Annotated in this window: 20 protein-coding genes; 10 read left to right on the top strand and 10 right to left on the bottom strand. The window is 47.7% G+C overall.

The genetic code is table 11. The features are described 5' to 3' along the window. Positions 1-25 precede the first annotated feature (25 nt). Positions 26-1,348 carry an APC family permease gene (locus NWE92_09545; protein MCW4029872.1) on the top strand — a complete coding sequence of 441 codons (1,323 nt, stop codon included), beginning with the start codon at positions 26-28 and terminating at the stop codon, positions 1,346-1,348. Between the two features lie 58 nt (positions 1,349-1,406). Here NWE92_09545 and NWE92_09540 read toward each other — a convergent pair whose 3' ends face one another. Both NWE92_09540 and NWE92_09535 read right to left on the bottom strand, forming a co-directional pair. Next, positions 1,407-1,892: a QueT transporter family protein gene (locus NWE92_09540; GenBank protein MCW4029871.1), complete on the bottom strand. Its 486-nt coding sequence runs from the start codon at positions 1,890-1,892 to the stop codon at positions 1,407-1,409. A gap of 116 nt (positions 1,893-2,008) precedes the next feature. Further along, positions 2,009-2,497 (bottom strand): LEA type 2 family protein, encoded by a 489-nt coding sequence (locus tag NWE92_09535; GenBank protein ID MCW4029870.1) that lies wholly within the window; start codon positions 2,495-2,497, stop codon positions 2,009-2,011. A 279-nt stretch (positions 2,498-2,776) separates the two neighbouring features. On the opposite strand from NWE92_09535, the gene NWE92_09530 reads away from it, so the two are divergent. Next, a complete protein-coding gene (locus NWE92_09530) occupies positions 2,777-3,727 on the top strand; it encodes a transcription initiation factor IIB (GenBank protein ID MCW4029869.1) in 951 nt (316 codons plus the stop codon). Positions 3,728-3,786: 59 nt separating this feature from the next. Here the strand turns inward: NWE92_09530 and NWE92_09525 are convergent, their stop codons facing one another. From NWE92_09525 to thrC, 3 genes are read right to left on the bottom strand one after another with little or no spacing between them, the layout of a single operon-like run. Next, positions 3,787-5,196: an aspartate kinase gene (locus NWE92_09525; protein ID MCW4029868.1), complete on the bottom strand. Its 1,410-nt coding sequence runs from the start codon at positions 5,194-5,196 to the stop codon at positions 3,787-3,789. Between the two features lie 19 nt (positions 5,197-5,215). Beyond that, positions 5,216-6,247 carry a homoserine dehydrogenase gene (locus NWE92_09520; GenBank protein ID MCW4029867.1) on the bottom strand — a complete coding sequence of 344 codons (1,032 nt, stop codon included), beginning with the start codon at positions 6,245-6,247 and terminating at the stop codon, positions 5,216-5,218. 8 nt (positions 6,248-6,255) lie between these two features. Then, complete coding sequence (thrC, locus tag NWE92_09515; GenBank protein MCW4029866.1) at positions 6,256-7,506, bottom strand: threonine synthase; 1,251 nt, start codon at positions 7,504-7,506, stop codon at positions 6,256-6,258. Between the two features lie 221 nt (positions 7,507-7,727). Here thrC and NWE92_09510 point away from each other — a divergent pair, with 221 nt between their 5' ends. Both NWE92_09510 and NWE92_09505 read left to right on the top strand, forming a co-directional pair. Then, the gene (locus NWE92_09510) at positions 7,728-8,003 is read left to right on the top strand and encodes a metal-sensitive transcriptional regulator (protein MCW4029865.1); all 276 of its coding nucleotides are present in this window, start codon (positions 7,728-7,730) and stop codon (positions 8,001-8,003) included. A gap of 11 nt (positions 8,004-8,014) precedes the next feature. Beyond that, complete coding sequence (locus tag NWE92_09505) at positions 8,015-9,892, top strand: cation-translocating P-type ATPase (GenBank protein MCW4029864.1); 1,878 nt, start codon at positions 8,015-8,017, stop codon at positions 9,890-9,892. Between the two features lie 21 nt (positions 9,893-9,913). On the opposite strand, the gene NWE92_09500 is transcribed toward NWE92_09505, so the two are convergent. Continuing rightward, positions 9,914-10,522, bottom strand: a complete 609-nt coding sequence (locus tag NWE92_09500) for an ACT domain-containing protein (protein ID MCW4029863.1) — start codon at positions 10,520-10,522, stop codon at positions 9,914-9,916. A gap of 81 nt (positions 10,523-10,603) precedes the next feature. On the opposite strand from NWE92_09500, the gene NWE92_09495 reads away from it, so the two are divergent. From NWE92_09495 to carB, 4 genes are read left to right on the top strand one after another with little or no spacing between them, the layout of a single operon-like run. Continuing rightward, positions 10,604-11,836, top strand: a complete 1,233-nt coding sequence (locus tag NWE92_09495) for an argininosuccinate synthase (protein MCW4029862.1) — start codon at positions 10,604-10,606, stop codon at positions 11,834-11,836. A gap of 59 nt (positions 11,837-11,895) precedes the next feature. Beyond that, the gene (gene argH / locus NWE92_09490) at positions 11,896-13,377 is read left to right on the top strand and encodes an argininosuccinate lyase (GenBank protein MCW4029861.1); all 1,482 of its coding nucleotides are present in this window, start codon (positions 11,896-11,898) and stop codon (positions 13,375-13,377) included. Positions 13,378-13,393: 16 nt separating this feature from the next. Then, complete coding sequence (gene carA / locus NWE92_09485) at positions 13,394-14,539, top strand: glutamine-hydrolyzing carbamoyl-phosphate synthase small subunit (GenBank protein ID MCW4029860.1); 1,146 nt, start codon at positions 13,394-13,396, stop codon at positions 14,537-14,539. Then, on the top strand, positions 14,540-17,815 hold the full coding sequence (carB, locus tag NWE92_09480) for a carbamoyl-phosphate synthase (glutamine-hydrolyzing) large subunit (GenBank protein ID MCW4029859.1): 3,276 nt from the start codon (positions 14,540-14,542) through the stop codon (positions 17,813-17,815). It abuts the gene before it with no gap. A 77-nt stretch (positions 17,816-17,892) separates the two neighbouring features. Here the strand turns inward: carB and rpiA are convergent, their stop codons facing one another. Then, positions 17,893-18,594 carry a ribose-5-phosphate isomerase RpiA gene (gene rpiA / locus NWE92_09475; protein ID MCW4029858.1) on the bottom strand — a complete coding sequence of 234 codons (702 nt, stop codon included), beginning with the start codon at positions 18,592-18,594 and terminating at the stop codon, positions 17,893-17,895. Positions 18,595-18,598: 4 nt separating this feature from the next. Next, positions 18,599-19,363 (bottom strand): hypothetical protein, encoded by a 765-nt coding sequence (locus tag NWE92_09470; protein ID MCW4029857.1) that lies wholly within the window; start codon positions 19,361-19,363, stop codon positions 18,599-18,601. Positions 19,364-20,030: 667 nt separating this feature from the next. Here NWE92_09470 and NWE92_09465 point away from each other — a divergent pair. Next, the gene (locus NWE92_09465) at positions 20,031-20,384 is read left to right on the top strand and encodes a hypothetical protein (protein MCW4029856.1); all 354 of its coding nucleotides are present in this window, start codon (positions 20,031-20,033) and stop codon (positions 20,382-20,384) included. Here the strand turns inward: NWE92_09465 and NWE92_09460 are convergent. Then, positions 20,381-21,340, bottom strand: coding sequence for a TIGR03560 family F420-dependent LLM class oxidoreductase (locus NWE92_09460; protein MCW4029855.1), 960 nt, complete (start codon positions 21,338-21,340; stop codon positions 20,381-20,383). The two genes, NWE92_09465 and NWE92_09460, sit on opposite strands and share 4 nt — an antisense overlap. Positions 21,341-21,565: 225 nt before the next feature. Here NWE92_09460 and NWE92_09455 point away from each other — a divergent pair, with 225 nt between their 5' ends. Then, positions 21,566-22,102: a 4Fe-4S dicluster domain-containing protein gene (locus NWE92_09455; GenBank protein MCW4029854.1), complete on the top strand. Its 537-nt coding sequence runs from the start codon at positions 21,566-21,568 to the stop codon at positions 22,100-22,102. Between the two features lie 4 nt (positions 22,103-22,106). On the opposite strand, the gene NWE92_09450 is transcribed toward NWE92_09455, so the two are convergent. Beyond that, positions 22,107-23,141, bottom strand: a complete 1,035-nt coding sequence (locus NWE92_09450) for a HAMP domain-containing histidine kinase (GenBank protein MCW4029853.1) — start codon at positions 23,139-23,141, stop codon at positions 22,107-22,109. Positions 23,142-23,189 lie beyond the last annotated feature (48 nt).

The raw sequence follows: 23,189 nt of genomic DNA, 5'->3' as shown, positions 1-23,189 counted from the left end.
GGCACCTTAGGACATTAGGCGTTTGGTGTCCCCTCTGTCAGGCAAGACCATAAGCGTTAAAGTAGCCACCGCCGTGGGTTTAGGCGCCATAATCGGTGCGGGCATCTTTGTTTTGAGCGGAACCGCTATTGCTTTGGCGGGGTCTGCGGCGCTTTTGGCGTTTGTGCTTGTCGGTGTCATCGCGTTGATTGTGGCGTTGGAGCTGGGTGAGTTAGGGTCAATTATGCCCAACGCAGAAGGTGGTTCCTACTCTTATGTTAACGAGGCGTTTGGCAGCGAACTTGGCTTCATCACAGGCATAATGCTCTACTTCGCTTACGCTTCCTCCATAGCGCCAATATCTTTGGGGTTTGGCTCCTACTTCACCAGTCTACTCGGTTTAAGCAGTAACTACTCCATCGTGTTTGCTATCGTCTTGATTTTGATACTTACGGTTATTAATCTCTTAGGCGTTAGCAAAGCTGCCAAAGCCGACTTCGGATTAGTGATAATAAAAATTTCGATTCTTCTCATTTTCATATTGTTCGCAGCCATTTTTGCGCTTAGCAACCCCTCCGTGGCTCAAACAAATTTCAACTGGGACCAAGCAGGGAGTATCGGCTCCATTTTTGCTGCCAGCGTTGTGATTTTCTTTGCTTACTCTGGCTTCCAAGCCATCTCCACCATAACCAAGGACGTTAAAGGCGGCGGTTCAGGTGCAGCTAAAGCCATAGTCTCATCAGTCGTGATAAGTATAGTTCTCTATGTTTTTGTGGTTGTAGCGTTGCTGTTTTTGATGCCTGCAAACCAATATTCCATATCCTCTGACCCTCTATCTTATGCACTTAAAACCGCGTGTGCGCCTCAGTGGCTATTCGTATTAGTGTCGATTGGTGCTCTGATTGCTACAACCTCAGCGGCGCTTGCCATGATTTTGGGCTCCTCCCGTGTGCTATATCAAATCGGCACCGACAAGCTGCTGCCAAAATTTGTCCGCAAATACAACCAAAAAACCGATGTCGCCGTTAACGGCGTTTTAATCTCAGCCGTCATTGGCATAATCATGCTTTTCTCCGGCAACATCTACGTAATGGCCTCGATAAGCAATTTTGGTATTCTCTTCTGCTACCTCATGAGCAGCTTTGCCCTAATTCACTTTAGACGCAAAAAAGCCCCTGCTACCTTCAAAACGCCGCTTTATCCTGTTCTTTCCATAGCGGGTATCGTTGGTCTCATAGCTTTGCTAGTCGGTATGCCCCGTGAAGCCCTTATTTTTGGGATAGCTATGATTTTGTCTTTGATAATTGTGTATTACAGTCTCATTGAGGCGGAGTCTCGTAAGGTGGAGAAAATAGAGATTTTTGATTAGCCTACGTGTCGCACCTCTCTGAGGGGTACCATCGTCCTAGCACTGTGGTTTTTTTGGGCTAATCTTTGAAGAGGGGGATTCGACGTATTGCCTCTTCTAAGGGGAACCCAACAAAGTTTACAGCCACAACGGAGCCCACAAATATCCCCAGTAGCCCAAACTCTACGGGGACCTCAAAGAGCAACGAAAGGTAACCGCCCACAATCAACGTTACTGCAACCGTTATTGCCACAGTTCCGATGAACCGACGTGCGATTCCACCTCTGCGTCCAATATAGTATGCCAATGTGCAAGCCACGATGTTGGCTACGGCTCCGCCGATGATGTCGATTATTCCTAATCCACCATAGACGTTGGCGACTAAGCATCCTAAACCAAAACCGATGGCGCTTGGTAACCCAAAAATCATAGACAGCGGTAAGAGGGCGTCTGCGATTCTGACTTGATAAATTCCAAAACCTATAGGGGCTAATGCTATGACTCCAACCGCGTATAAGGCGGCTAAAATGGTGGAGACTGCCAATCTTTTAGCGTTAAACTTCATCTGTATTTCTTCCGGGTTTTTTAAGGTAGGTTATATACGGAAACTACCAAGCCAAACTATCGGGCTGAACTATTTGAACATAACCCCGCCCCAAGTTTGACAACATGTATTCAACGTTAAGTGACTTTTGTTTCGTAAACGGTAGTGTTGAATGGAACCTCAAACAGCCACACGTTAATTGCGCCATTAGCAGCTACCGTAATGTTTCCGCCTCCAACAATAAGGAAGTATATGACTGAGGGGATATCGGTGGTGTTAAAAGTAACTGGCGACACGATTTCGCCTAAACTGTTGCCTCCAATCGTTACAGAATTAAATGTTCCAGCGCCCAAATGCTGACCGTTTATGTAGATTTCAAAGGAACCGCTTGGAATATAGACGGGTAACAGATTGGTATTATTGATGGTTAACCCAAAATTAAGCGTAAACGACTGCACGCTAAGATTCTCCACGCCAACACTGGTTAACTCAAACTTGAGATTATGATAAGCGTTATAGTAATAGAAGCCTAAAGCGACCAGCGCAACCACGACTACAACAATCACGATGGCAGCTATGACTTTAACGGACCCTTCCCTGTTAGCTTTAATCAGTTCTCTAAACAAATGGGTGCCCTCAGAATTACTGCAAAAAGGCAGTTGTCGAATGCATAAAAAGTGTTGTGATTGCGTTTGGGCAGCAACAAGTAGGTGAGCCTCTAAACTGGGGGAATATTGCCAACATAAACGTGAAAATGGCATTTAACACCTGAATATAACTCCCAAAACAAATCATGTATAATAACAACCACCCCCCTTCTAAGTTAACTGCGCAGATCGAGCATTTTTACCTTAATCAGATTTTATGATTTAGTGACGTTCTGGGCAAGTAACGGAGCAGAAAAAATGAGTATAACCCCCCAAGCCCCAAAAACGCCACAGCGCTTAACTGAAAATTGCCCTGAATGTGCCAGCAAAAATCTTGTTCATGACTATGACACTGGCGAAACCGTTTGCGGCGACTGTGGTCTCGTTTTATATGAGCAGATGCTAGATAAAAGTCCCGAGTGGCGAGCGTTTACTCAGCAAGAGAAAACCTCACGAAGCCGCGTTGGCATGCCAACATCCTATTCAATTCATGACAAAGGATTATCCACAACAATCAGCCAAGTTGATAGAGACGCACTAGGAAGAAAACTGCCCTTATCAACCAGACTGCAAATGTGGCGTCTTAGGAAGTGGCAAATTCGAAGCCGCGTACACTCGTCTGTTGACCGCAACTTGGCTCAAGCCATGGCGGAACTTGAGCGTTTATCTTGTAAAGTTTCCCTCTCGCCGTCCGTCAAAGAGCAAGCTGCCGTCGTTTACAGAAGAGCACTCGATAAAGGTCTAGTTCGTGGAAGATCCATATCTGGAATCGTCGCAGCCTCTCTGTATGCTGCTTGCCGCAGAAACGGGGCACCCCGATCTCTTCGCGAAATCAGTGAGGCTAGCCTTGTTGATGCGAAAGATGTTGCCCGCTGCTACCGTTTGCTGTTGAGGGAGCTTGATTTTCACATGCCGATTTCTGACCCTTTAACATATGTTTCAAAGATTGCCGAGGCGAATGGTGTTTCTGGACGGACTCAGGGCGTTGCCATTGCAATACTACGAGAAGCGCGGCAGAAACGGGTTGCAGCAGGAAAAGACCCAATGGGTATGGCGTCAGCTGCGCTCTACATAGCCTGTTTGCAGAATAGCGAAAAGATAACCCAGAAAGATATCGCTGCAGCCGCAGGAGTCACGGAAGTTACGGTTAGAAACAGATACAAGACATTAAAGAGGCAGCTAAAGCTCGAAATACCTGAAAAAGTCTGATCCTAATTTTTAATTGGGTTCTTGGTTGTTCCCAAGGTTTCACCAAAAAGAGAAAGGCATTAAGCCTTATCGAGATTAAATTCTTCATGGATTGCTTTTACGACTGCTGCTCCGTCTTTTTCTTTAACGACAAAGCTGATGTTGAGTTCTGAGCTGCCTTGTGCAATCATGCGGATGTTTATGCCCCGTTTGGCTACGGTGTCAAAGATTTTTGAGGCGACACCCAAAGTGCCCTTCATGTAAGCACCCATAACTGCAATTACGGCGACATCGTCTTCGGCGGTGACTTCGCTGACTAAGCCGCCCCGTTCCTGCAACGCTATTTCGAGGTTGCTGATTGCTCTGCCTAAGAGTCCGCGTTTGATTATTATGGATATGTTTGCTTCTGAAGCCGCTGCGGATAGCATCATGATGTTTATGTCGTTTCTGCCCAAGATTTCAAAGACCTTGGCGTAGCTGCCCGGAGCACCTACCATGGCGGCTCCGTAAACGTTTACCATTGCGACATCTTTTATCATGGCTACGGCTTTGACGGGTTTTGTCTCATTTTTTGCTGGTTCCTTAGTGATTAAAGTGCCGCTGTTTTCGGGGTGAGCGGTGTTGCGGATACGCACAGGAATACCGACTTTACTAACTGGTCCAAGTGCGCGTGGATGCATGGCTTTAGCGCCGAAAATCGCCATTTCCGCCGCTTCCTTATAACTCAGTTGCGGCAGCATGCGGGCAGCGGATACCAGTTTAGGGTCAGTGGTCATTATGCCGTCCACATCAGTCCATATCCACACTTCGTCAGCCTCCAAAGCGACGCCAAGGATGGTGGCGGTGTAGTCTGAGCCGCCTCGACCGACTGTGGTGACGACGCCATCTTGGTTAGCGGCTATAAAGCCAGTGACGACGGGAATTGCGCCCTTTTCAAGCAGGGGGCTGAGTCGTTCTCGAACGAGGTGAGTTGTATAGTTCATGAGGGGGTCGGCGTCGCCGAAGTTGCTGTCGGTAACTATGCCAGCGTCTTTGCCTGTGAAGAACTGTGATTCCGCATTGAAGTCCCGTATAGCTCCACTAACGATAGGTGCAGAGAGGCGTTCACCAAAAGACATAACGTAGTCTTTGGATTTAGGTGTGAGTTCGCCTACATAGCAGATGCCAGTTAAGACTTTTTCGAGTTCGCCGATGGTTTTTTCGGTGATTTCGGCGACTTCTTTTTGGATCTGTTTGCTGGTGATGGCGGCTGTGATGGCTTCGTTGTGTTTCTTGAGCAGTCGGGCAGTGAATGCTTGGATGTTTTGTTCGTCGCTTTTTTTAGCTTTACATCCAGTCTCAATCAACTCGTTAGTGACGCCTGCCAATGCCGAAACAACAACGGCTACTTTGTTATCTTTCTTCGAGTATTGGGTAACTAACTCGGCTACGTGGCGTATGTTTTCGCCTGTGCCAACGCTGGTTCCACCGAACTTCATCACTATTTTCATGGCGTAATTCACTTTTCTTCTACGTTAGTAGTTTAGTTGCTAACTTATGTCTTATGTCTAAGAGGTCTCTTAAAACAGCGCCTGCCGTCTCAATAGAGCCTGCTCCTCTGCCGATAATGGTTTGTTCAGCGGCGAATTCGCACTGGTAGGTTACGGCGTTGAGGACTCCACTCACGCAAAGCGGGCTGGTTTTGGGGATTTCTGTGGGTTTCACGGTTGGTTTGCTGACGCCGTCTAGGGCGCCGATGAGTTTAACTGTATTGCCCCTCTTGGAAGCGTCTTCAAGCATATCTAAGGTAACGTCGCGGATGCCTGTTCGGTCTACATCTCGGAGGGTGACTTTCTGGTTAAGTATCCAGTTGGCAAGTATGACTGTTTTGCAGGCAGTGTCAAAGCCGTCAATATCCATTGAGGGTTCCCGCTCTGCATAGCCCAGTTTCTGCGCGCTGGACAGGGCATCTTGGAAACTAACTTTGTTTTGAAGCATCTCAGTTAGGATGTAGTTGGTCGTGCCGTTTAAGATGCCTTTAATGCCCAAAATGCGGTCGCCTGCAAGGCAACGTTTAGCGAACTCCAACATGGGGGTACCGCCGCCGACTGTGCCGCTAAAACGGAAATACACATTGTTATACTCAGCAAGCTCGGTCAATGCGGGCATAGCAAGGGCTAGAGGTCCTTTGTTGGTTGTGACGACGTGTTTGCCTGTTTTGAATGCGGTGGTGATATGTGAGAGGGCTGGTTCAGCGGTTTGGATGTTGACCGGGGTGACTTCGACCACCACTTCAGCTTCAACGGATTCGATGACTTCAAGCGCCTTTATGCCTGGATGTCCATATTCGGGGTCAGCTGAAATCGGGTAGCCCCGCTGCTTAATTGCCTCGAGCTTTTCTGGGGTGAATCCGCGGGGGTTGATGACTGCGCCATCGATGTCTGCTATGGCTACGATTTTGGGGTTAAACCCGTAGTCTTTGACTTTCTCGACGGTGCGTTTGGCAAGAATCGTTGTAACGCCTTTGCCTACAACGCCGTATCCAACCAAAATAATCCTCATGTTCTACCTCACCGTGCTATTACTACCTGCGCCTTCTTTAAACCCAACGCTTCCTCAATCGCTGTAATTTCCGCATCAACCTCAACTGGCTTTTCGCATTGCTTTATTGCGGTGTCAGGGTCTTTGAGGCCATGGCCAGTGGTTATGCAGACGACGCGTTCATCCTCTAAGATTACGCCTTTCTTGATGAGTTTGTGTAAGCCTGCAATGGATGAGGCGCTGGCTGGTTCCACAAAGATGCCTTCAATTCTGGCAAGCAGCTTCTGTGCCGCCAAGATTTCTTCGTCTGTGACGGTTTCGGCGGTTCCATGCGACTCGCGGATAGCGTTAACGGCTTTCTTCCAGCTCACAGGCGCACCGATGCGGATGGCTGTGGCGATGGTTTCTGGGTTCTCGACGGGGACGATTTTGTCGCTATGAGCTTTGATGGCTTGCGCGATGGGTGCGGAGCCTGCGGCTTGAATGCCTGTCATTTTGGGAAGTTTCTTGATTAAGCCTAACTCGTAGAATTCTTTGAGCCCCTTCCAGACGGCGCTGATGTTGCCTGCGTTTCCAACTGGGATGATGATGCGGTCGGGTGCTTCATAGTTGAGTTGTTCACAGATTTCGTAGCCTAACGATTTTTGTCCCTCTATGCGAAAGGGGTTAATTGAGTTGAGCAGGTAGATGTCTTTGTGTTTCTCGGCGAGTTTAAGCACAAATTCCAGTGCCTCGTCGAAGTTGCCTCTAACTTGGAGGACTTTGGCACCGTGAATCATGGCTTGGCTAAGTTTGCCATAGGCGATTTTGCCCGAGGGAATGAGTACGGTGCATTTTATGCCTGCTCGGGCGGCGTAGGCTGCGAGGGCTGCGCTGGTGTTGCCTGTGGATGCGCAGATGACATGCCGAGCGCCCAACTCGACGGCTTTGGTGACGCCGACGGTCATGCCGCGGTCTTTGAAGCTGCCTGTTGGGTTTTCGCCTTCGTTTTTTACGTAGACATTATTGATGCCTAACTCTTTGCCGAGGCGTTCACTGCGGTGGAGTCCGGTGCCGCCTTCTCCGAGGGTGACTAGTTTGGTTGCTTCATGGATGGGCATAAACGGGCGGTATCGCCAAACAGAGAGCGGCTTGGTTTTCCAGTCGCTGGTTTTCACTGCCTCTGACAGTTCGGTTCCGTCAAATTTTACTTCGAGGATGTCTCCGCATTTTTTGCAGAAGTAAACAATCTCATCTATGCTGTAGGTTGTTTTGCAGTTTATGCATTCCTGATGTACCACGGGTTATTCTCTCCTGCGTGTTAGGTTAATTGTGTTAAGTTAGCTTAACTATCGACTATGGCTATTATTATTTATGCATTCTCGGGAAAAACCTATTGGTGAAGCGTTGCCTTAGCCTTCACTGTTATTTGCCCAAATCCAGACTTTCTTGTTTTCTTTCTTCTAGAAAACTTTAATTTGTTCCCGTCACATATCCCCCCCAGGGGGATATTAGTTTGCATGTGCATGAAACCCAGCATAAAAGGCACAAAGAAGTCATAAACCGCTTATCCCGAATAGAAGGACATATCCGCGGATTACGGAAGATGGTTGAAGAAGACAAAGACTGCCCAGATATTTTGCTCCAAGTTGGTGCAGTTCGAGCAGCTCTAAACCAAGTTGGCAGAATACTGCTAGAAGACCACATGGAGAGCTGCGTTTTAGAAGCCGCCAAGGAAGGTAAAGGCGAAACAGCAATCGAAGACCTCAAAGTGGCACTCATGAAATTCATGGCATAAGTGGATTACCGATGACCAGCCAACTAACCGGCGCAAAGCCCTTTCTGATGAGCAACTGGCACCTGATTCTATTCTCCGCCTGCACGATCTTCACCATAACCAGTTTCATCAGTGGTGCCCTAAAGATTCTACCTTACACGGCTAGTGATGGTTTGGCCCTTGTCGCGGTAGTGGCTGGCGGTACACCCATAGCTGTTAGTGCCATCCATGCCTTGTTGCAAAAAGATATTGATGTTGACTTACTTGCAACAATAGCCATAATCGCTGGTGTTATAGTAGGGCAATACTTGGCCGCAGCACTAGTGGTTCTGATGCTGTCCGGTGGCGAAATACTTGAAGATTACACAGCTAAGAAAACATCTAAAGCAATTCAACTTCTCATAGAATCGGCGCCAAAAACGGCACGTGTACGCAAAAACGGCAAAGAACTAAACGTTCCAATAGAACAAGTCAAAGTAGGCGACATGGTTTTAGTCAAACCCGGGGAGAAAATTCCTATCGACGGTGAAGTCCTAAGTGGAACAGGTTCCATAAATCAAGCCTCTTTAACTGGCGAATCGATAGCAGTCCAAAAATCCGTCAACTGCAAGGTGCTCTCTGGGGCTATTGTTGAGTTGGGTGCCTTGGAGATTAGGGCTGAAAAAGTCGGTGAAGATACAACCTTTGCCCACATCATTAAACTCATCAGAGAAGGACAGGCAAACAGGGCTCCTATCGAAAAGATTGCACATCGCTATGCGCGATATTTTGCGCCAGTTTTAATGGTGATTGCAATTGGCACGTACATTTTTACAAGTGACGTAATCGCTGTTGTTTCAACTTTAGTTATTGCTTGCCCATGCGCCCTTACTTTAGCCACTCCTACAGCGGTAGTTGCTAGCCTTGGTAACGCTGCGAAACGGGGCATACTTATTCGGGGTGGCGCAACCCTAGAGTCCGTAGGTAAAACCAATACCGTAGTCTTGGACAAAACAGGAACCTTGACCTTAGGTACCCCCCAAGTTGTCGACATAAAAACGTTCAACGGCAAATCTGAAGCGCAAGTTATCACTTTGGCGGCTCTTGCAGAAAAATTCTCCGAGCATCCGCTGGCAAAAGCAGTCCTAGAAAAAGCTAGCACCGAAGGAATTTGCCCTCAAGACCCTTCGACGTTTGAGGTCTTTCCGGGTCAAGGTGTCATGGTTAATTATAAGGGCAAAGAAGTCTTAGCTGGAAACGAGAAGCTGTTTCAAACAAAGAAGGTTACCCTTGAACAAGAGGTCCAAGAAAACTTAGATACGCAGAAAGCGCTTGGAAGAACAGTTTTTCTGGTATCCGAAAACGGGTTGGTAATTGGCTCAGTTAGCGTCGCTGACGTGTCTAGAGCAGGTGTGGCGGGGGCGGTTGTTGATATGCGAAGTGTGGGGGTTAAGAATGTGGTTATGTTGACGGGGGATAACTCTTCAACAGCCCACGCCATAGCTAATCAAGTGGGTATCACCGAAGTAGCTGCAGATTTGTTACCTGAAGGCAAAGTTGATTATGTCAAGCAACTAAAAAGGGATGGCAACAAAATCCTAATGGTCGGCGACGGCATCAACGATGCACCCGCATTAGCTGCAGCTCATGTGGGCGTAGCCATGGGCAAGACTGGAACCGATGTCGCAATAGAAACCTCCGATGCGGTGTTGATATCAGATGACCTCTCAAAAGTTCCACAGATGATAAAAATTGGGCGCAAGACGGTTAGTCTGATTAAGCAAAACATCCTTTTCGCCTTGACAATAAATATAATCGGCGTTACTTTGGCTGCAAGTGGCGTCATTAATCCCGTTTTAGCAGCCGTAATTCATGAAGGAAATGCCCTATTTGTCGTTCTAAACTCGGCTAGGTTGATTTGGGCAAAATAAAGTGGGCAACAAAGTGGAGTGTTAGCCTACCAAGTTGGATAGAACCTCGTAGGTTTTGAGGCTGTCTTTCTTATCCACAACCATAATGGTCTCGGTCCAGCAGGAAATGAACTCGACAATGTTCACGTTCTGCTCCGCCAGCAAGGTGGCAAGGAACGCAACAACACCAGGCGTAGCTTCCAACTCTTCGGGAGAGTGAATGACTATCATGGTGCAGTTGTCATTTTTCACCAGAGCGGAGACACGTTCGGGAAGGTCGCTTCGGTCAAGGAGGTACACGAATTTGTCGAGGAGGTCGACTTTCATGCCTGTTTTTTGGGGGAGTTCTTTGCTGGTTATCATGACGGATTTGCGGTCATAGACTGCGATGCTGCTGCGTTTGAGAAGGTGGAGGACTTTTTCTTCACGTTTTTGTTTGTGTTTTTGGAGTTCTTCGCTATATCGACGCAGTGCGGCTTTTATGGCGCTGGTGTCTTCGGTTTTGAGTTCGCTTTGGATTTGGCGGCTAAGTTCGCTTAGATTGACTATGCCTTTTTCTAGGGCTTCGAGTAGGTAGGGTTTGTTGCGTAGGTGGTTGCGGACGTTTTGGGCTACAGTCATAATGTTTGATTGGTGTATCAATTGGGACATTTAAAGCTTGTTAAGTAACAAAAAAGTCACAACCTTTAAAAATACAGCCCCCGAGGTAAGGAAAACAATTTACACTAAAAAATGGGGGACCAAACCACGAAAGAAAAATTTGTATTAGCTTACAGCGGCGGATTAGACACATCCGTTTTGATTAAGTACCTCCAAGAAAAATGTGATGCAGAAGTCATAACAGTAACTGTTGATGTGGGTCAAGGCGAAGACCTCAAAGCAGCTGAAGAAAAAGCGCACAAACTTGGCGTCCTCAAACATTACAGCATCGACGCCAAAGATGAATTTGCTAAAGACTACATTTTCCCAGCCATCAAAGCCAACGCCCTCTACGAAGGCAAATACCCCATCAGTACCACTCTTTCACGGCCTTTGATTGCCAAGAAGATGGTGGAAATCGCTGAGAAAGAAGGTGCAACAGGCCTTGTTCATGGCTGCACAGGTCGCGGCAACGACCAAGTCCGCTTCGACGTTACCTTAGGCGCCTTAGCCCCTGACAAAAAAATCCTCGCGCCTGTACGCGAATGGGGTCTAACACGCGAAGAGGAAATAGAATACGCTAAAACCAAAGGCATCCCCGTTTCTGAATCTGCCAAAAAATACAGTATCGACGCCTCGGTGTGGGGACGCGCTATTGAATGCGGTTTGCTCGAAGATGCAAGCCAAGAACCCCCTGAAGATGCTTATGAATGGACCGTGGCTGCGGAGAAAGCTCCCGATAAAGCTGAAATTTTAACGCTGACTTTCGAGGCGGGTGTGCCTGTTGCGGTTAACGGCAAAAAAATGGCGCCTCTCTCGCTTATAGCTGAAGTTAACAAAATCGCTGGACGCAACGGCGTCGGCAGAATCGACCACATCGAAGACCGCACTGTCGGGTTGAAGTCTCGTGAAGTCTACGAATGCCCCGCTGCCTTGGTCATTTTGGATGCTCACAAAGACCTTGAAAAAATGGTCATGACTCGCCATGAGGTTCTCTTTAAACAGCAAGTTGATGCAGAATGGGTTTTCTTAGCCTACACTGGATTGTGGGTTGACCCACTCAAAGATGACTTAGATGCCTTCATAAACCGCTCCCAAGAAAACGTCACCGGCGAAGTCAAACTTAAACTCTTCAAAGGCGGCTTCATAGTCATCGGACGCAGCTCACCCAACTCACTTTACGACAAAAACCTCGCTAACTACAACATAAAAACCAGCTTCAACCAATCCTACAGCAAAGGCTTCATCGAGTTGTGGGGCATGCAAAGCCGCATGTATAATCAGCTAAAGAAAACCGCCAAGAAAGGCAAGGCTAAGAAAGCCTAACTTTTCATTATTTTAAAGGAGGATGAACAAAAACGTCAAAGATGCTGCATGGAGGCCGCTTGGGGAACGTACGAGAAGACGTTGCCAAGTTCTGTTCATCCCGAAAAGACGACGTGCGCTTAGCTGAAGCTGTTTTGGCAATCAACAAAGCACATGTTGCCATGCTGATGGAGCAAAAAATTATCCAATGGGAAAACGGCGCAAAAATCCTAGCAGCACTACAGAAACTCTCAGCACCGACCCTTGATCCCGACGCCGAAGACGTCCACATGGCAGTTGAAGAAGCCGTACTAGCAGAAACTGGCCCCGAAGTCGGCGGTAACCTCCACGTTGCAAAGAGCCGAAACGACCAAGTTGCCACAGCCATCCGCATGCGCCTCCGCAAGGAACTCCTCTGCATTATGCAAGAAGTGCAAAACATGCAAAAGAGCCTACTCGAAACGGCTTCCAAGCACACAGAAACCGTCATTTTGGCTTATACGCATCTGCAGGCGGCTCAGCCTGTCACCTTTGGTCACTATTTACTCTCGCATTTCGATGCGTTGGGACGAGACTTGGCGCGGTTAGAAAGCGCTTATTCACGCGTAAACCTTTGTCCGCTTGGTGCAGGCGCGTTAGCAACCACCAGTTTCCCCATTAACCGCAAAAAAACCGCTGAACTCTTAGGCTTCGATGCAGTCTTAGAAAACTCCATAGACGCCGTGGGCAGCCGCGACTTCATCCTCGAAACCCAATCAGCGCTTGCGTTGCTTGCGGTAAACTTGAGTCGCTTAGCTGAAGATCTCATCATTTGGAGTTCTGCCGAATTTGGCACCATCGAGTTGCCTGACGAATTCACCTCCACCAGCAGCATTATGCCCCAGAAAAAGAATCCTGAAGTCCTCGAAGTAATCCGAGCCCGGGCAAGCTACGCATTGGGCGATTTTGTAGCCGCTACAGCCATCGTTAAAAGCTTGCCAACTACCTATAACCTTGACTTCCAAGAGGTCACCCCGAAACTTTGGGCAGTCACTGACAACTTGGAAGCTTCCCTAAACATATTCACTCAGCTTATCCCCAACATAAAAGTCTCCACCGACATCCAAACAAAAGCTGCTGCAGGATTTGTAGGCGCAACCGAACTCGCTAACATGCTTGTAGCCAAATACAGCGTTGCTTTCCGCACTTCTCACAAGATTGTTGGGGCGCTGGTGAAGGCTTTGGTTGATTCAAAGCAAACTTTGCTTGATGCAACTCCATTTTTGCTGCAGAAAATCGCAAAGGAAACCGCAAACGTCGATTTGACGGTAAAGAGCGAAGATATAGTTTCATGCACAAATCCACGCAAACTAATCGAAACATATAAAGTCCAAGGTGGACCCTCACCCGCAGAAGTTGAAAGAGCCATCACACAAAGAAAGACCGATATGAACCAAACACAAACAACCATAGATAAACGCAAAACAAGCCTTGCAAACGCAGAAAACACGCTCAACCAAACCGTCCGTGACTATTCTCTTTCGAACCACCCCAAAAACGTAACACTTAAAAATCTAAACTGATAGGTTGAATAGGGCTTTGGTCCCACAACATAGCACGTCCAAAAATAACAAAAAAGCAATACTGCTCCTTGAAGACGGAACGTCATTTATCGGAAAAGGTTTTGGCGCAACAGGTAAAATCAGCGGAGAAGTCGTTTTTTCGACCCAAATGGTTGGTTACCCTGAAGCCTTAACTGACCCATCCTATAAGGGGCAGATTTTAACCTTCACTTATCCAATGGTAGGCAATTACGGCGTACCATCCAATGAACAAAACCTCGGATTACCGCTCTACTTTGAATCCGACCACATCCAAGTGCAAGGCTTAATCATTCATGAACTCTGCCTTGAACCCTTCCATTGGGCTTCTACACGCACCCTCGACCAGTGGTTAGCTGACGAAGGCGTCCCAGGAATCTACGGAATCGACACTCGCAGATTAACCAAAAAACTCCGTATCCACGGAGTCATGCTGGGCATCATCCAAGTTTTCGACGAAGACGAAGAACCCGATGTCAACGTCCTCTTGCAGAGTGGCAAAAACATCGCTGACCCCAACCAAACCGACCTCGTAAAAGAAGTCTCCACAAAACAACCCGTCACATACAGTGTGGAGGGCAAAAAAACCGTTGTACTCATCGATTGCGGAGTCAAATACAGTATCATCCGCAACCTCCTCAAAAGAGGCATAAACGTTGTACGCGTACCCTACGACACATCGGTTAGCGATATTCTCTCCTATAACCCTGATGGAGTGTTCATAAGCAATGGCCCCGGCGACCCCAAAAAATGCACAACAGCCATCGAGGCCATCCGCACTCTATCCGACAAGCTCCCAGTTATGGGCATCTGTTTAGGCGCCCAAATCCTCTCTTTAGCTTTGGGCGGCGACACTTACAAACTTAAATTTGGTCACCGCGCCCAAAACCAGCCCGCACTCGACCTAAACAACAACCGCTGCTACATCACCACCCAAAACCACGGATATGCCATAAACATGGATTCCCTCAAAAATACCCAACTAGAACCATGGTTCATCAACCCCAACGACAAAACCACCGAAGGCGTCCGCCACAAGACCAAACCCGTCTTTGCAGTGCAATGGCATCCTGAGGCTTCGCCTGGACCCTACGACACTGAACTGCTGTTTGATAAATTTGCAAAAACCTTGGAGGCGAAGTAAATGCCCAAGTTTGACTGGATAAAAAAAGTAATGGTTCTCGGTAGTGGCGCAATCAAAATTGGGGAAGCAGCCGAATTCGACTACAGCGGCAGTCAATGCCTAAAAGCGCTGCATGAAGAAGGCATTGAAACAGTTCTCATCAACCCCAACATAGCTACCATCCAAACAGACCCCCGCCTCTCAGGAAAAGTATACCTCCTCCCAGTAACCCCTGAATTTGTAGAGAAAGTCATCGCCAAAGAACGCCCCGACGGCATCCTCCTAGGTTTTGGCGGTCAAACTGCACTTAACTGCGGTTTAGAACTCGAAAAAACGGGAATTCTGCAAAAGTACAACGTAAAAGTATTAGGAACACCCGTTAAAGCAATCGAAGACACAGGCGACCGCGAAAGATTCCGCCAAGCAATGCAAAAAGCCGGCGTACCCTACCTCAAAAGCCGCGCCGCCACCAGCGTAAAACAGGCCTTAGAAATTGCTGAGGAAATTGGTTTCCCCGTTATGGTTCGGGTTGCTTACACTTTAGGCGGCAAAGGCGCAGGTGTAGCCCATGACCCCAAGGAACTTAAAGAAATCGTGACCATAGGTATTGCCCAGAGCCGCATCAGCCAAGTCCTCGTTGAAGAGTACGTGGGACATTGGAAAGAAGTCGAATACGAAGTCATGCGGGACTACTCTGATAACTGCTTAACCGTTTGTAACATGGAAAACTTTGATCCCATGGGTATACACACAGGCGACTCCATTGTCGTGGCACCTTCGCAAACCATGACCAACCGTGAATACCACCAAATCCGAAGCATCTCCATAAACGCCATTCGTTGCCTTGGAATCGTTGGTGAATGTAACATCCAGTGGGCGCTTCATCCTAAATCTGAGGAATGCCGCGTCATCGAAGTCAACAGCCGCATGTCCCGCAGCTCAGCTCTTGCCAGCAAAGTCACCGGATACCCCCTGGCGTACATCGCCACTAAACTTACCTTGGGTTACACGCTGCCCGAGTTAATCAATAAAGTAACCGAAGTTACCACTGCGTGCTTCGAACCAGCGCTCGACTACATCACAGTAAAAATCCCCCGCTGGGACCTTCAGAAATTCAAAAACGCCGACCGCCACGTTGGGCCTCAAATGCGTAGCGTAGGCGAAGTTATGGCGATTGGCCGCTGCTTCGAAGAGGCGCTGCAGAAAGCTGTGCGCATGCTTGACACAGGCAAAATCGGTTTAGTCTGCAACCCCGAAGACTCCGAACCAGAATCTGAAGAACGCCTCCGAGACGAAATGGCTCATCCCACTGACGAACGTCTCTACAAGATTGGCAAAGCCCTAAAAATGGGCATCCCCATCATGGAAATCTATCGCCTAAGCGGCGTAGATCCCTTCTTCCTCTACAAAATCCAAAACATCCTTGACATGGAAACCCAACTCTGCAACCTAAACCTCGCTGACGCCTCCGCAGCCTCCGTAATCCGCGAAGCCAAACGCCTCGGCTTTTCTGATGCGCAAATTGCAAAATGCCAAGAAACCAAAGAAGCTAACATACGCGCCTTCCGCAAAAGCCACAGCATCATCCCCGCCATTAAACAAATCGACACTTTAGCTGCAGAGTGGCCAGCAAAAACCAACTACCTATACCTCACCTACGGCGGCGACGAAGACGACATTGAACTTACTAACAACCCAAGCAAAGTTATCGTGCTGGGTGCAGGTGTCTTCCGTATCGGTTCTAGTGTAGAGTTTGACTGGTGTGGTGTTAACACAATCTGGGCGCTCAAAAAGAACGGCATCAAAGAAGCCATCATGGTAAACTACAACCCTGAAACCGTCTCCACAGACTACGACGTCTCCGACAAACTCTACTTCGAAGAACTCACCACCGAACGCATTCTTGACATCTACGAAAAGGAAAACCCGTTGGGCGTCATAACCAGCGTGGGCGGGCAAATCCCAAATAATCTTTCCATGTCTCTTAGTGATGCAGGCGCAAAAATCCTTGGAACCTCCGCCCAAGACGTTGACTTAGCTGAGGACCGCTCCAAATTTAGTGCGCTCCTTGATCAACTTTGCATTTCGCAACCGCCTTGGAGTAAACTCCAATCCATTGATGCAGCGAAACGGTTTGCGGCGAAAATCGGTTATCCTGTTATTGTTCGCCCAAGTTATGTTCTCTCGGGCTCAGCGATGCGTGTCGCATACAACGAGGTGTCTCTTGAGAACTTCCTCAATTTGGCGGCAAAAGTAGGACGCGACCATCCTGTCGTCATTAGTAAATTCATAACTCACGCCAAAGAGGTTGAGGTTGATGGCGTCTCAGACGGAGAAAACGTCCTTATCGGCGCTATCATGGAACATGTCGAAAATGCAGGTGTGCACAGCGGAGACGCCACAATGACCATTCCGCCTCAAGCACTAAAACCTGAAGTTCAAGAAGACATCGAACAAGCAACCATAAGCATCGTAAAAGCCCTAAAAATCCATGGCCCCTACAACATCCAATACTTAGTCAAAGACGACATCGTTAACGTTATCGAATGCAACCTCCGCGCGTCCCGTTCTATGCCTTTTGTGAGCAAATGTCGCGGCATAAATCTCATCGATCTTGCGACTCTGGCGATGCTTGGCAAAAAAATCGACGGCGTCAAGCTTTCTCCTATGCAGGTTGCGCCCCACGTTGGGGTGAAGGTTCCGCAATTCAGCTTTATGCGGTTAAGTGGCGCTGACCCCGTGTTGGGCGTAGAGATGCTTAGCACAGGCGAAGTCGCATGCATCGGCGAGAACTTCTCTGACGCATTCAGCAAAGCGTTGCAATCTGCCGAATTCGCTATGCCCCCCAAAGATGGCGCGGTGCTTATCAGCGTCGGCGGCGATGTGCAACGTAAAAAACGTGTCGTACCCATTGCACAAGCGCTTGCGGATATGGGCTTTAGAATCTATGCAACTGCGCACACAGCTGACGTGTTAAACGCTGCAGGTATCAATGCGACCACCTTGTTTAAAGTTAAAGAAGCCCAAGTGAACCCCAACATACTCGACTACCTCCAAGAACGCAAAATCGATTTAGTCATCAACGTGCCCATGGCAAACAAACGCAGCGACATCTCCGACATCCTAACCGACGGTTACACGATTCGACGCCAAGCAGTAGAATTCAACATCCCCGTCATCACCAACTTGCAGTTAGCAGCTGCATTGGTGGATGTACTCAAACAGAAAGGTAAAAACGGTAACTCTATCCGCTCTCTTAACGAGTACATGGATGAGTTGCCTTGGAAACAATGGTGAGCGGCTTAGCCGCCATCGGCACCCCTTTTTTAGGCTTCTAATTAATCAAAATATGCGTAAATAAAATGTTAAACGGCTTATTTGCTGCGACGCTCTATTTTTTCAACTTTGTCGCCGACTCCAACATATGCCAAATCTGTTAAACCTACAAAGAATCCTGTTTCGGCAACTCCCGGAATCATCTTCACCTTGACCGCCAACGTGGCTGGGTCTTGGATTTCTCCGAAGTAGGCGTCTATGACTGCGTTGCCATTGTCGGTCAGGATGGGGCCGAGTTTGCCTTTGCCTTCCCGCACGACGGGTTTAGCGCCGAGGTCGGCGATTTTTTGTTTGACAGGTGCGAGTGCGAAGGGGATGACTTCGACTGGGACGAACTGGTTCTTTTCGCCGAGGTATGTGACTTTTTTTTGTTGGTCAGCGATTATGATGTTGATTTTGCTGGCGGATGCAACGATTTTTTCTCGAGCTAATGCCGCGCCGCCTCCTTTTATGAGGTAAAGTTCAGGGGTGAGTTGGTCTGCACCGTCGATGGTAACGTCGATTATTGAGTGCTCGTCGAGGGTGGTTATGGGGATTTTTGATTCAACGGCTGCGTAGAATGCTTGGTAGCTGGATGGGATAGCTAAAATGTGGAGGTTTTCGGTTTGGATGCGTTTGCCAATTGCTTGAATGGCGAGTAACGCTGTGCTGCCGCTTCCAAGCCCGACGACGTCGCCGTCTTTAACGTGCGCTACGGCTGCGTTGGCAGAGTTCTGTTTTTCTAACTGGATAGTGTCCATTTTTTTATCCTTCGATTTCCATTTGCCCTAACTTGTCAAGGACTTTCTCCACTTCACTGCGAATCGACTCTATACGTCTTTCGGCTTCCGTCTTTTGGTCGGTCTTTTCTTCTGGGGGTTTGCGCTTCTTTTTGGGCTTATCTTCAGCTGAGGGGGTGGCTGGGGCGGCTTGTTCTTCCTCTTCTTCTTCCTCTGTTTCGGCTTTTTCGATTTGGATTGGGGTTTGGGGTATGGGTTTTATGGGGATTTCGCGGATGGGTTTGACGTCGATGCGGCCTCGGAGTTCTTCAACTTTGCTTGTTAATTCGCCGAATCGTTCGCTAAACAGCTTCATGAGGTCTTCTTGCATGCCTTCAAGCTCATGTAGGGCGATGATGGATTCGTCTTTTTGGATGGATTCTTTGATGTTATTCATGCGGAGCTTGTAGGATGCGGCGAGTTTGTCGCGTTCAGATTCTGTGATTTTGCCTTCCGCTTGGGCTTCATAGAGGCGTCGGATGGCGTCTCCGAGGATTTCTCGTTCAAGGTCGAGCATGCGGAGTTCGTCTTTGGCTGTGTTGGCTTGGGTGCCTGGGATGCTTTTGGATATTTTAAATGGTGTGTTGCTGGTGTATTGGAGGTCGACTTGGGGTTGGCTTGGTTGTTTTTGGGGTTTAGGTTTCTTTTCACCGTTACTGTACCAGCGCATGACAAAAATCAGGGTGCCGCAGGCGATTATTATCACTAAAGCGATTGCCAACACCGTTAAGGGATCCTCATACCATACCAAGCCATGCAGTCCTCGGTATCTTGATTATGCACCAACTATATATTAATTAATAATACCGCTAACTGTGGCTTTCCAAGTTTAAATAAATACCGCAACGAAAGCAATGCCTGCCCAATGCCGTCGGGCACTAGCCTGGTCTATTAGGTTATTTGCCTGTCAAAACCTCAAATCATGCTACCTCCCTTTAAGCAATTTTACGGCCAAAAAAGCCATTCAAACCAACCGATATCTCCCTATCCCTCTAAGATAAAAGGCGTCAGCTTAGCGGCCTACCCCCACCCCTTATTTATCAGTAGATCAAATTTTTGTTTTTTTCTCTTTGTGTGGGTGTGGCGGTTTACGGTATGCCACAAGTTAGCTGTTGGTTGGGGTTGTTTTTTGGGTTTGCTGCCTGTTTTGGGGTCTGTTTGGGTGTGGCATAACCAGATTCTCCCACACGCCCAACATAGACGCATGTTGAAACCGCCACCATGTGCATGTGGGGACATGTAAAGACAGTTTTTTCTCCATAAGAATCAACACCCAAACAAACTTTTTGATCTACTGTTAAACTACAAATAGCAAAAAAGGGAGCGGGCTGTGGTTGTAGGGGTACAACTGCAAACGCTTTTACAGTTAAACCCGTTGGTTACTCTAAGCGGCTAACCAGCCCATCGGACGGTTTTTTATGGTTTTAGTGGAAGGCATCGAAATCAAAGCTGAACCCATACCTATACAGCAACTGGTGTCGGCTTGGAAAAACCTGAGCAGCAAACCCTTGCCAAAAATCAAAGCCTTAAAGCTAAACGACAAAGACTTCAACCACATTTTGGCGCATCTACATTGCCCAGAGGATTCCATACGTGAACTCGCCGAATGGGGACGCGTACTATCTATAGGCGGAACAGACGCCTGCGTATTCAACGCTGACGAAGGCTCAGATGACGCCGAGTACATGATTTTGATTAGAAAAAAACCCTATAATACCATTGAAAAAATCATCCTACACGAGTTAGGGCACATCGCGCGAGGCGACCTCTAACAAAGTTTCCCTGCGACTTCTTGGGCAAATACTCGGAGTCCTTCTAGGTTCGGTAAGTCGGCGAAGAAGAGCATGAAATAAGATACGCCTAAGTTGCGATAACCCTGCAATTGCTCTATGCATTCTTTAGGTGTGCCCGTCATTGTGTATTTTTTGTAGTCTTCTAAGGTTTGGTTGGGCGATTTGTATTTAGCGAGTTTTTCCGTTAAGGCACTTTGGTCGGGGGCAATTAGGATTTGTCCACTTGGCCAGCAGCTTCGCTCTATTTCGTTTGGGTTTCTGCCAAGTGAGTTGCAGTGTGCTTCTAAAACGATGAGTTTACGTTTGTATTCGTCTATGCTGGGTAAAAAGCCCCAGTCGAAGCGGTCAGCGTACTGTGCGGTGACACGGAGCAGTTTGTCGCCTGTGCCGCCCACGGTTATGGGTGGGTGAGGCTTCTGGAGGGGTTTAGGTTCGCAAACCGCATCTTTTACCAAGTAATATTTGCCAGCATATGTGGCTTTTTTCTGCTCCCATAGCGCTGTCACAACTTCTAAGGCTTCCCGCAACATCTGGACACGTACGCCAGCTTTGGGGAAACCGAACCCATACGCTAAATGCTCAGCTTCCTGCACGCCTGCGCCTAACCCGAATTCTAATCTGCCATCTGAGATACAGTCAAGGGTGGCGGCGGCTTTGGCAAGCACTGCGGGGTTGTGGTGCAGGTTGCAGGTAACCATGGTGCCGAGGCGGATGCGGCTGGTTACAGCTGCGAGGGCGGATAGGGTGCTCCATGATTCCAGAATCGGCATTTCTTTATACATCAAGTGGTCATCGAGCCAAACTGAATCGTACCCCAACTGTTCAGCTTCTAAAACTATGTTTTTAAGTTGGCGGAAGTGTTCTTGGGGCGTTGGAGCGTGGAAGGCATAGAAGGGTAGGAATACGCCGAATTTGGGGTTAGTCAGATGCTGCATCCTCGTTGTAGGATTAGCGGCTAAATGTATATGGTTTTAGGTAATCCACATATGCGGGTAAGATGCTCTATAAGAAACAAAACAGGACTGCTTTGGTTTGTGGCTACCTGTATGTGCGTCTACTCGAAGAAAATTCACGGTATAAAACAGAAAAAGCCACGGATAAGTAATTATAATTCATGAAACCTATTCTTGGCAATAGCTCCTGTAGTTGTGATTAGTTAGATGCCTGATAAATCCTCATCCAACTTTAACATATTCGATTTGATGGCTGAGGAAGAAGCCCACGAAACGCAGGTAAGCGAAGAAGAGGAGCGAAAGCAGCGGCGCAAAGAACTTCTCGAACCAACAAGAATGAAAGAACTTTTTAAAGATGGCAAAATCAGCATCAACAAATTCACCTGTGTAGGCGGTCAATGCAAGATTTGCGTAAAAGAATGCCCCACCAACGCATTATACTGGGGCACTGGCGAAGTGGGCATAATTGATGACCTATGCGTTTACTGTGGCGCTTGCGTGCTTAACTGCATGGTGGACAACTGCATTAAGGTGGAGCGAACCCGAGAAGACGGAACCAAAGAGGTCTTCAGCAAACCCAAAGACGTCATAAAACTGCAGGAAAAAAACAACACCAAGAAACGGCTTCAACGCGTCAAAACAAATGCCGCTATCCTTCGTCACGCCTACAAAGAGAAAGATGCAAACAAGCAGTATATCGAGGACCACCGTAAACTCTACACAGACCAAGAATACGAAGTATAGTCTGCTATTTAGTTGGGCTGAATTTTTTGGGCAGCAACACCGTAACTGTGGTGCCCTGACCGATACTGCTTTGTATAGAGATTTTGCCGCCATGTGCTTCCACAAAGCGTTTACATATAGGCAAACCAAACCCCATACCCTTAGCTTTAGTAGTAAACATAGGCATCCAAATTTTGCTTTGAGTTTCCCTATCCATACCCACACCGCTATCTTGAAAGCGGAAAACAACAAAGTCAGGGTCTTCTGCGCTTTCTAAGGTGAGCGTGCCGCCGTCGGGCATGGCATCAAAAGCATTCTTCATTATCGCATTAAACGCCCGCTGAATCTTATAGTCATCAACGGTTAATTCTGGTTGGGCGGCTGTCTTATTATTTATTTCAATATTGGCGGGCACCTTGAGTTGACCAAGCGATTGAGTGAGTAACGTTTTAGGGTTAGTCAATAACGGTACCAAAGTGATGTTTTGTGAGTACTCGATTAAGTCGTTGATTATTTTGTCAGCTCGCAGGATGCAGTCATCAATTTCATTTAGCATTTCAATGCAAGCTGTGTCTGACTGCCGTTTGGCATGTGTTTTTAGGTAATGCGTAGCCCCCATAATGCCCTGCAATGGGTTACGTAAATCATGACCAATAATGCCTGCCAGTTCACCTATGGCCGCTAGCCTTTCAGCTTTAATCAGCTTAGCCTCCATCAGCCTGAGGTGCTGGTTTGCCTCGTCGAGTTTTTTCTCTAGCACAATAAAGGACGGCAAATTGCTGGGATTGACTTTCTCAGGCATATTAAACATGAGCGCAATGAATACAACGCCAAAGATAGCTAAAAGCACGGGTATATCCCTCGAAGTTCCCATATTAGAGACAAGCCCCTGAAACAAGAAACACAACGTTGCAAAGAGGAAGTAGAGGTCAGGTGACGCACGGCTTTTTAAGAAAATATAGATCAAAATCGGCACTGAGGTTGCCATAAAGAGAAGCGTTAATGCTAACTGCAGGGTTGGAAACGGAAACTGCACAAAAAATGCAATAACAGATAGCACTGTCCCAGTCAGAAAAATGATAAAGGGCTTCTGGAAATTCTCAACCTT

It is taken from the genome of Candidatus Bathyarchaeota archaeon (assembly GCA_026014745.1).
GTDB lineage: Archaea > Thermoproteota > Bathyarchaeia > Bathyarchaeales > Bathycorpusculaceae > Bathycorpusculum.
This window is presented reverse-complemented; position numbering and strand designations above follow the sequence as displayed.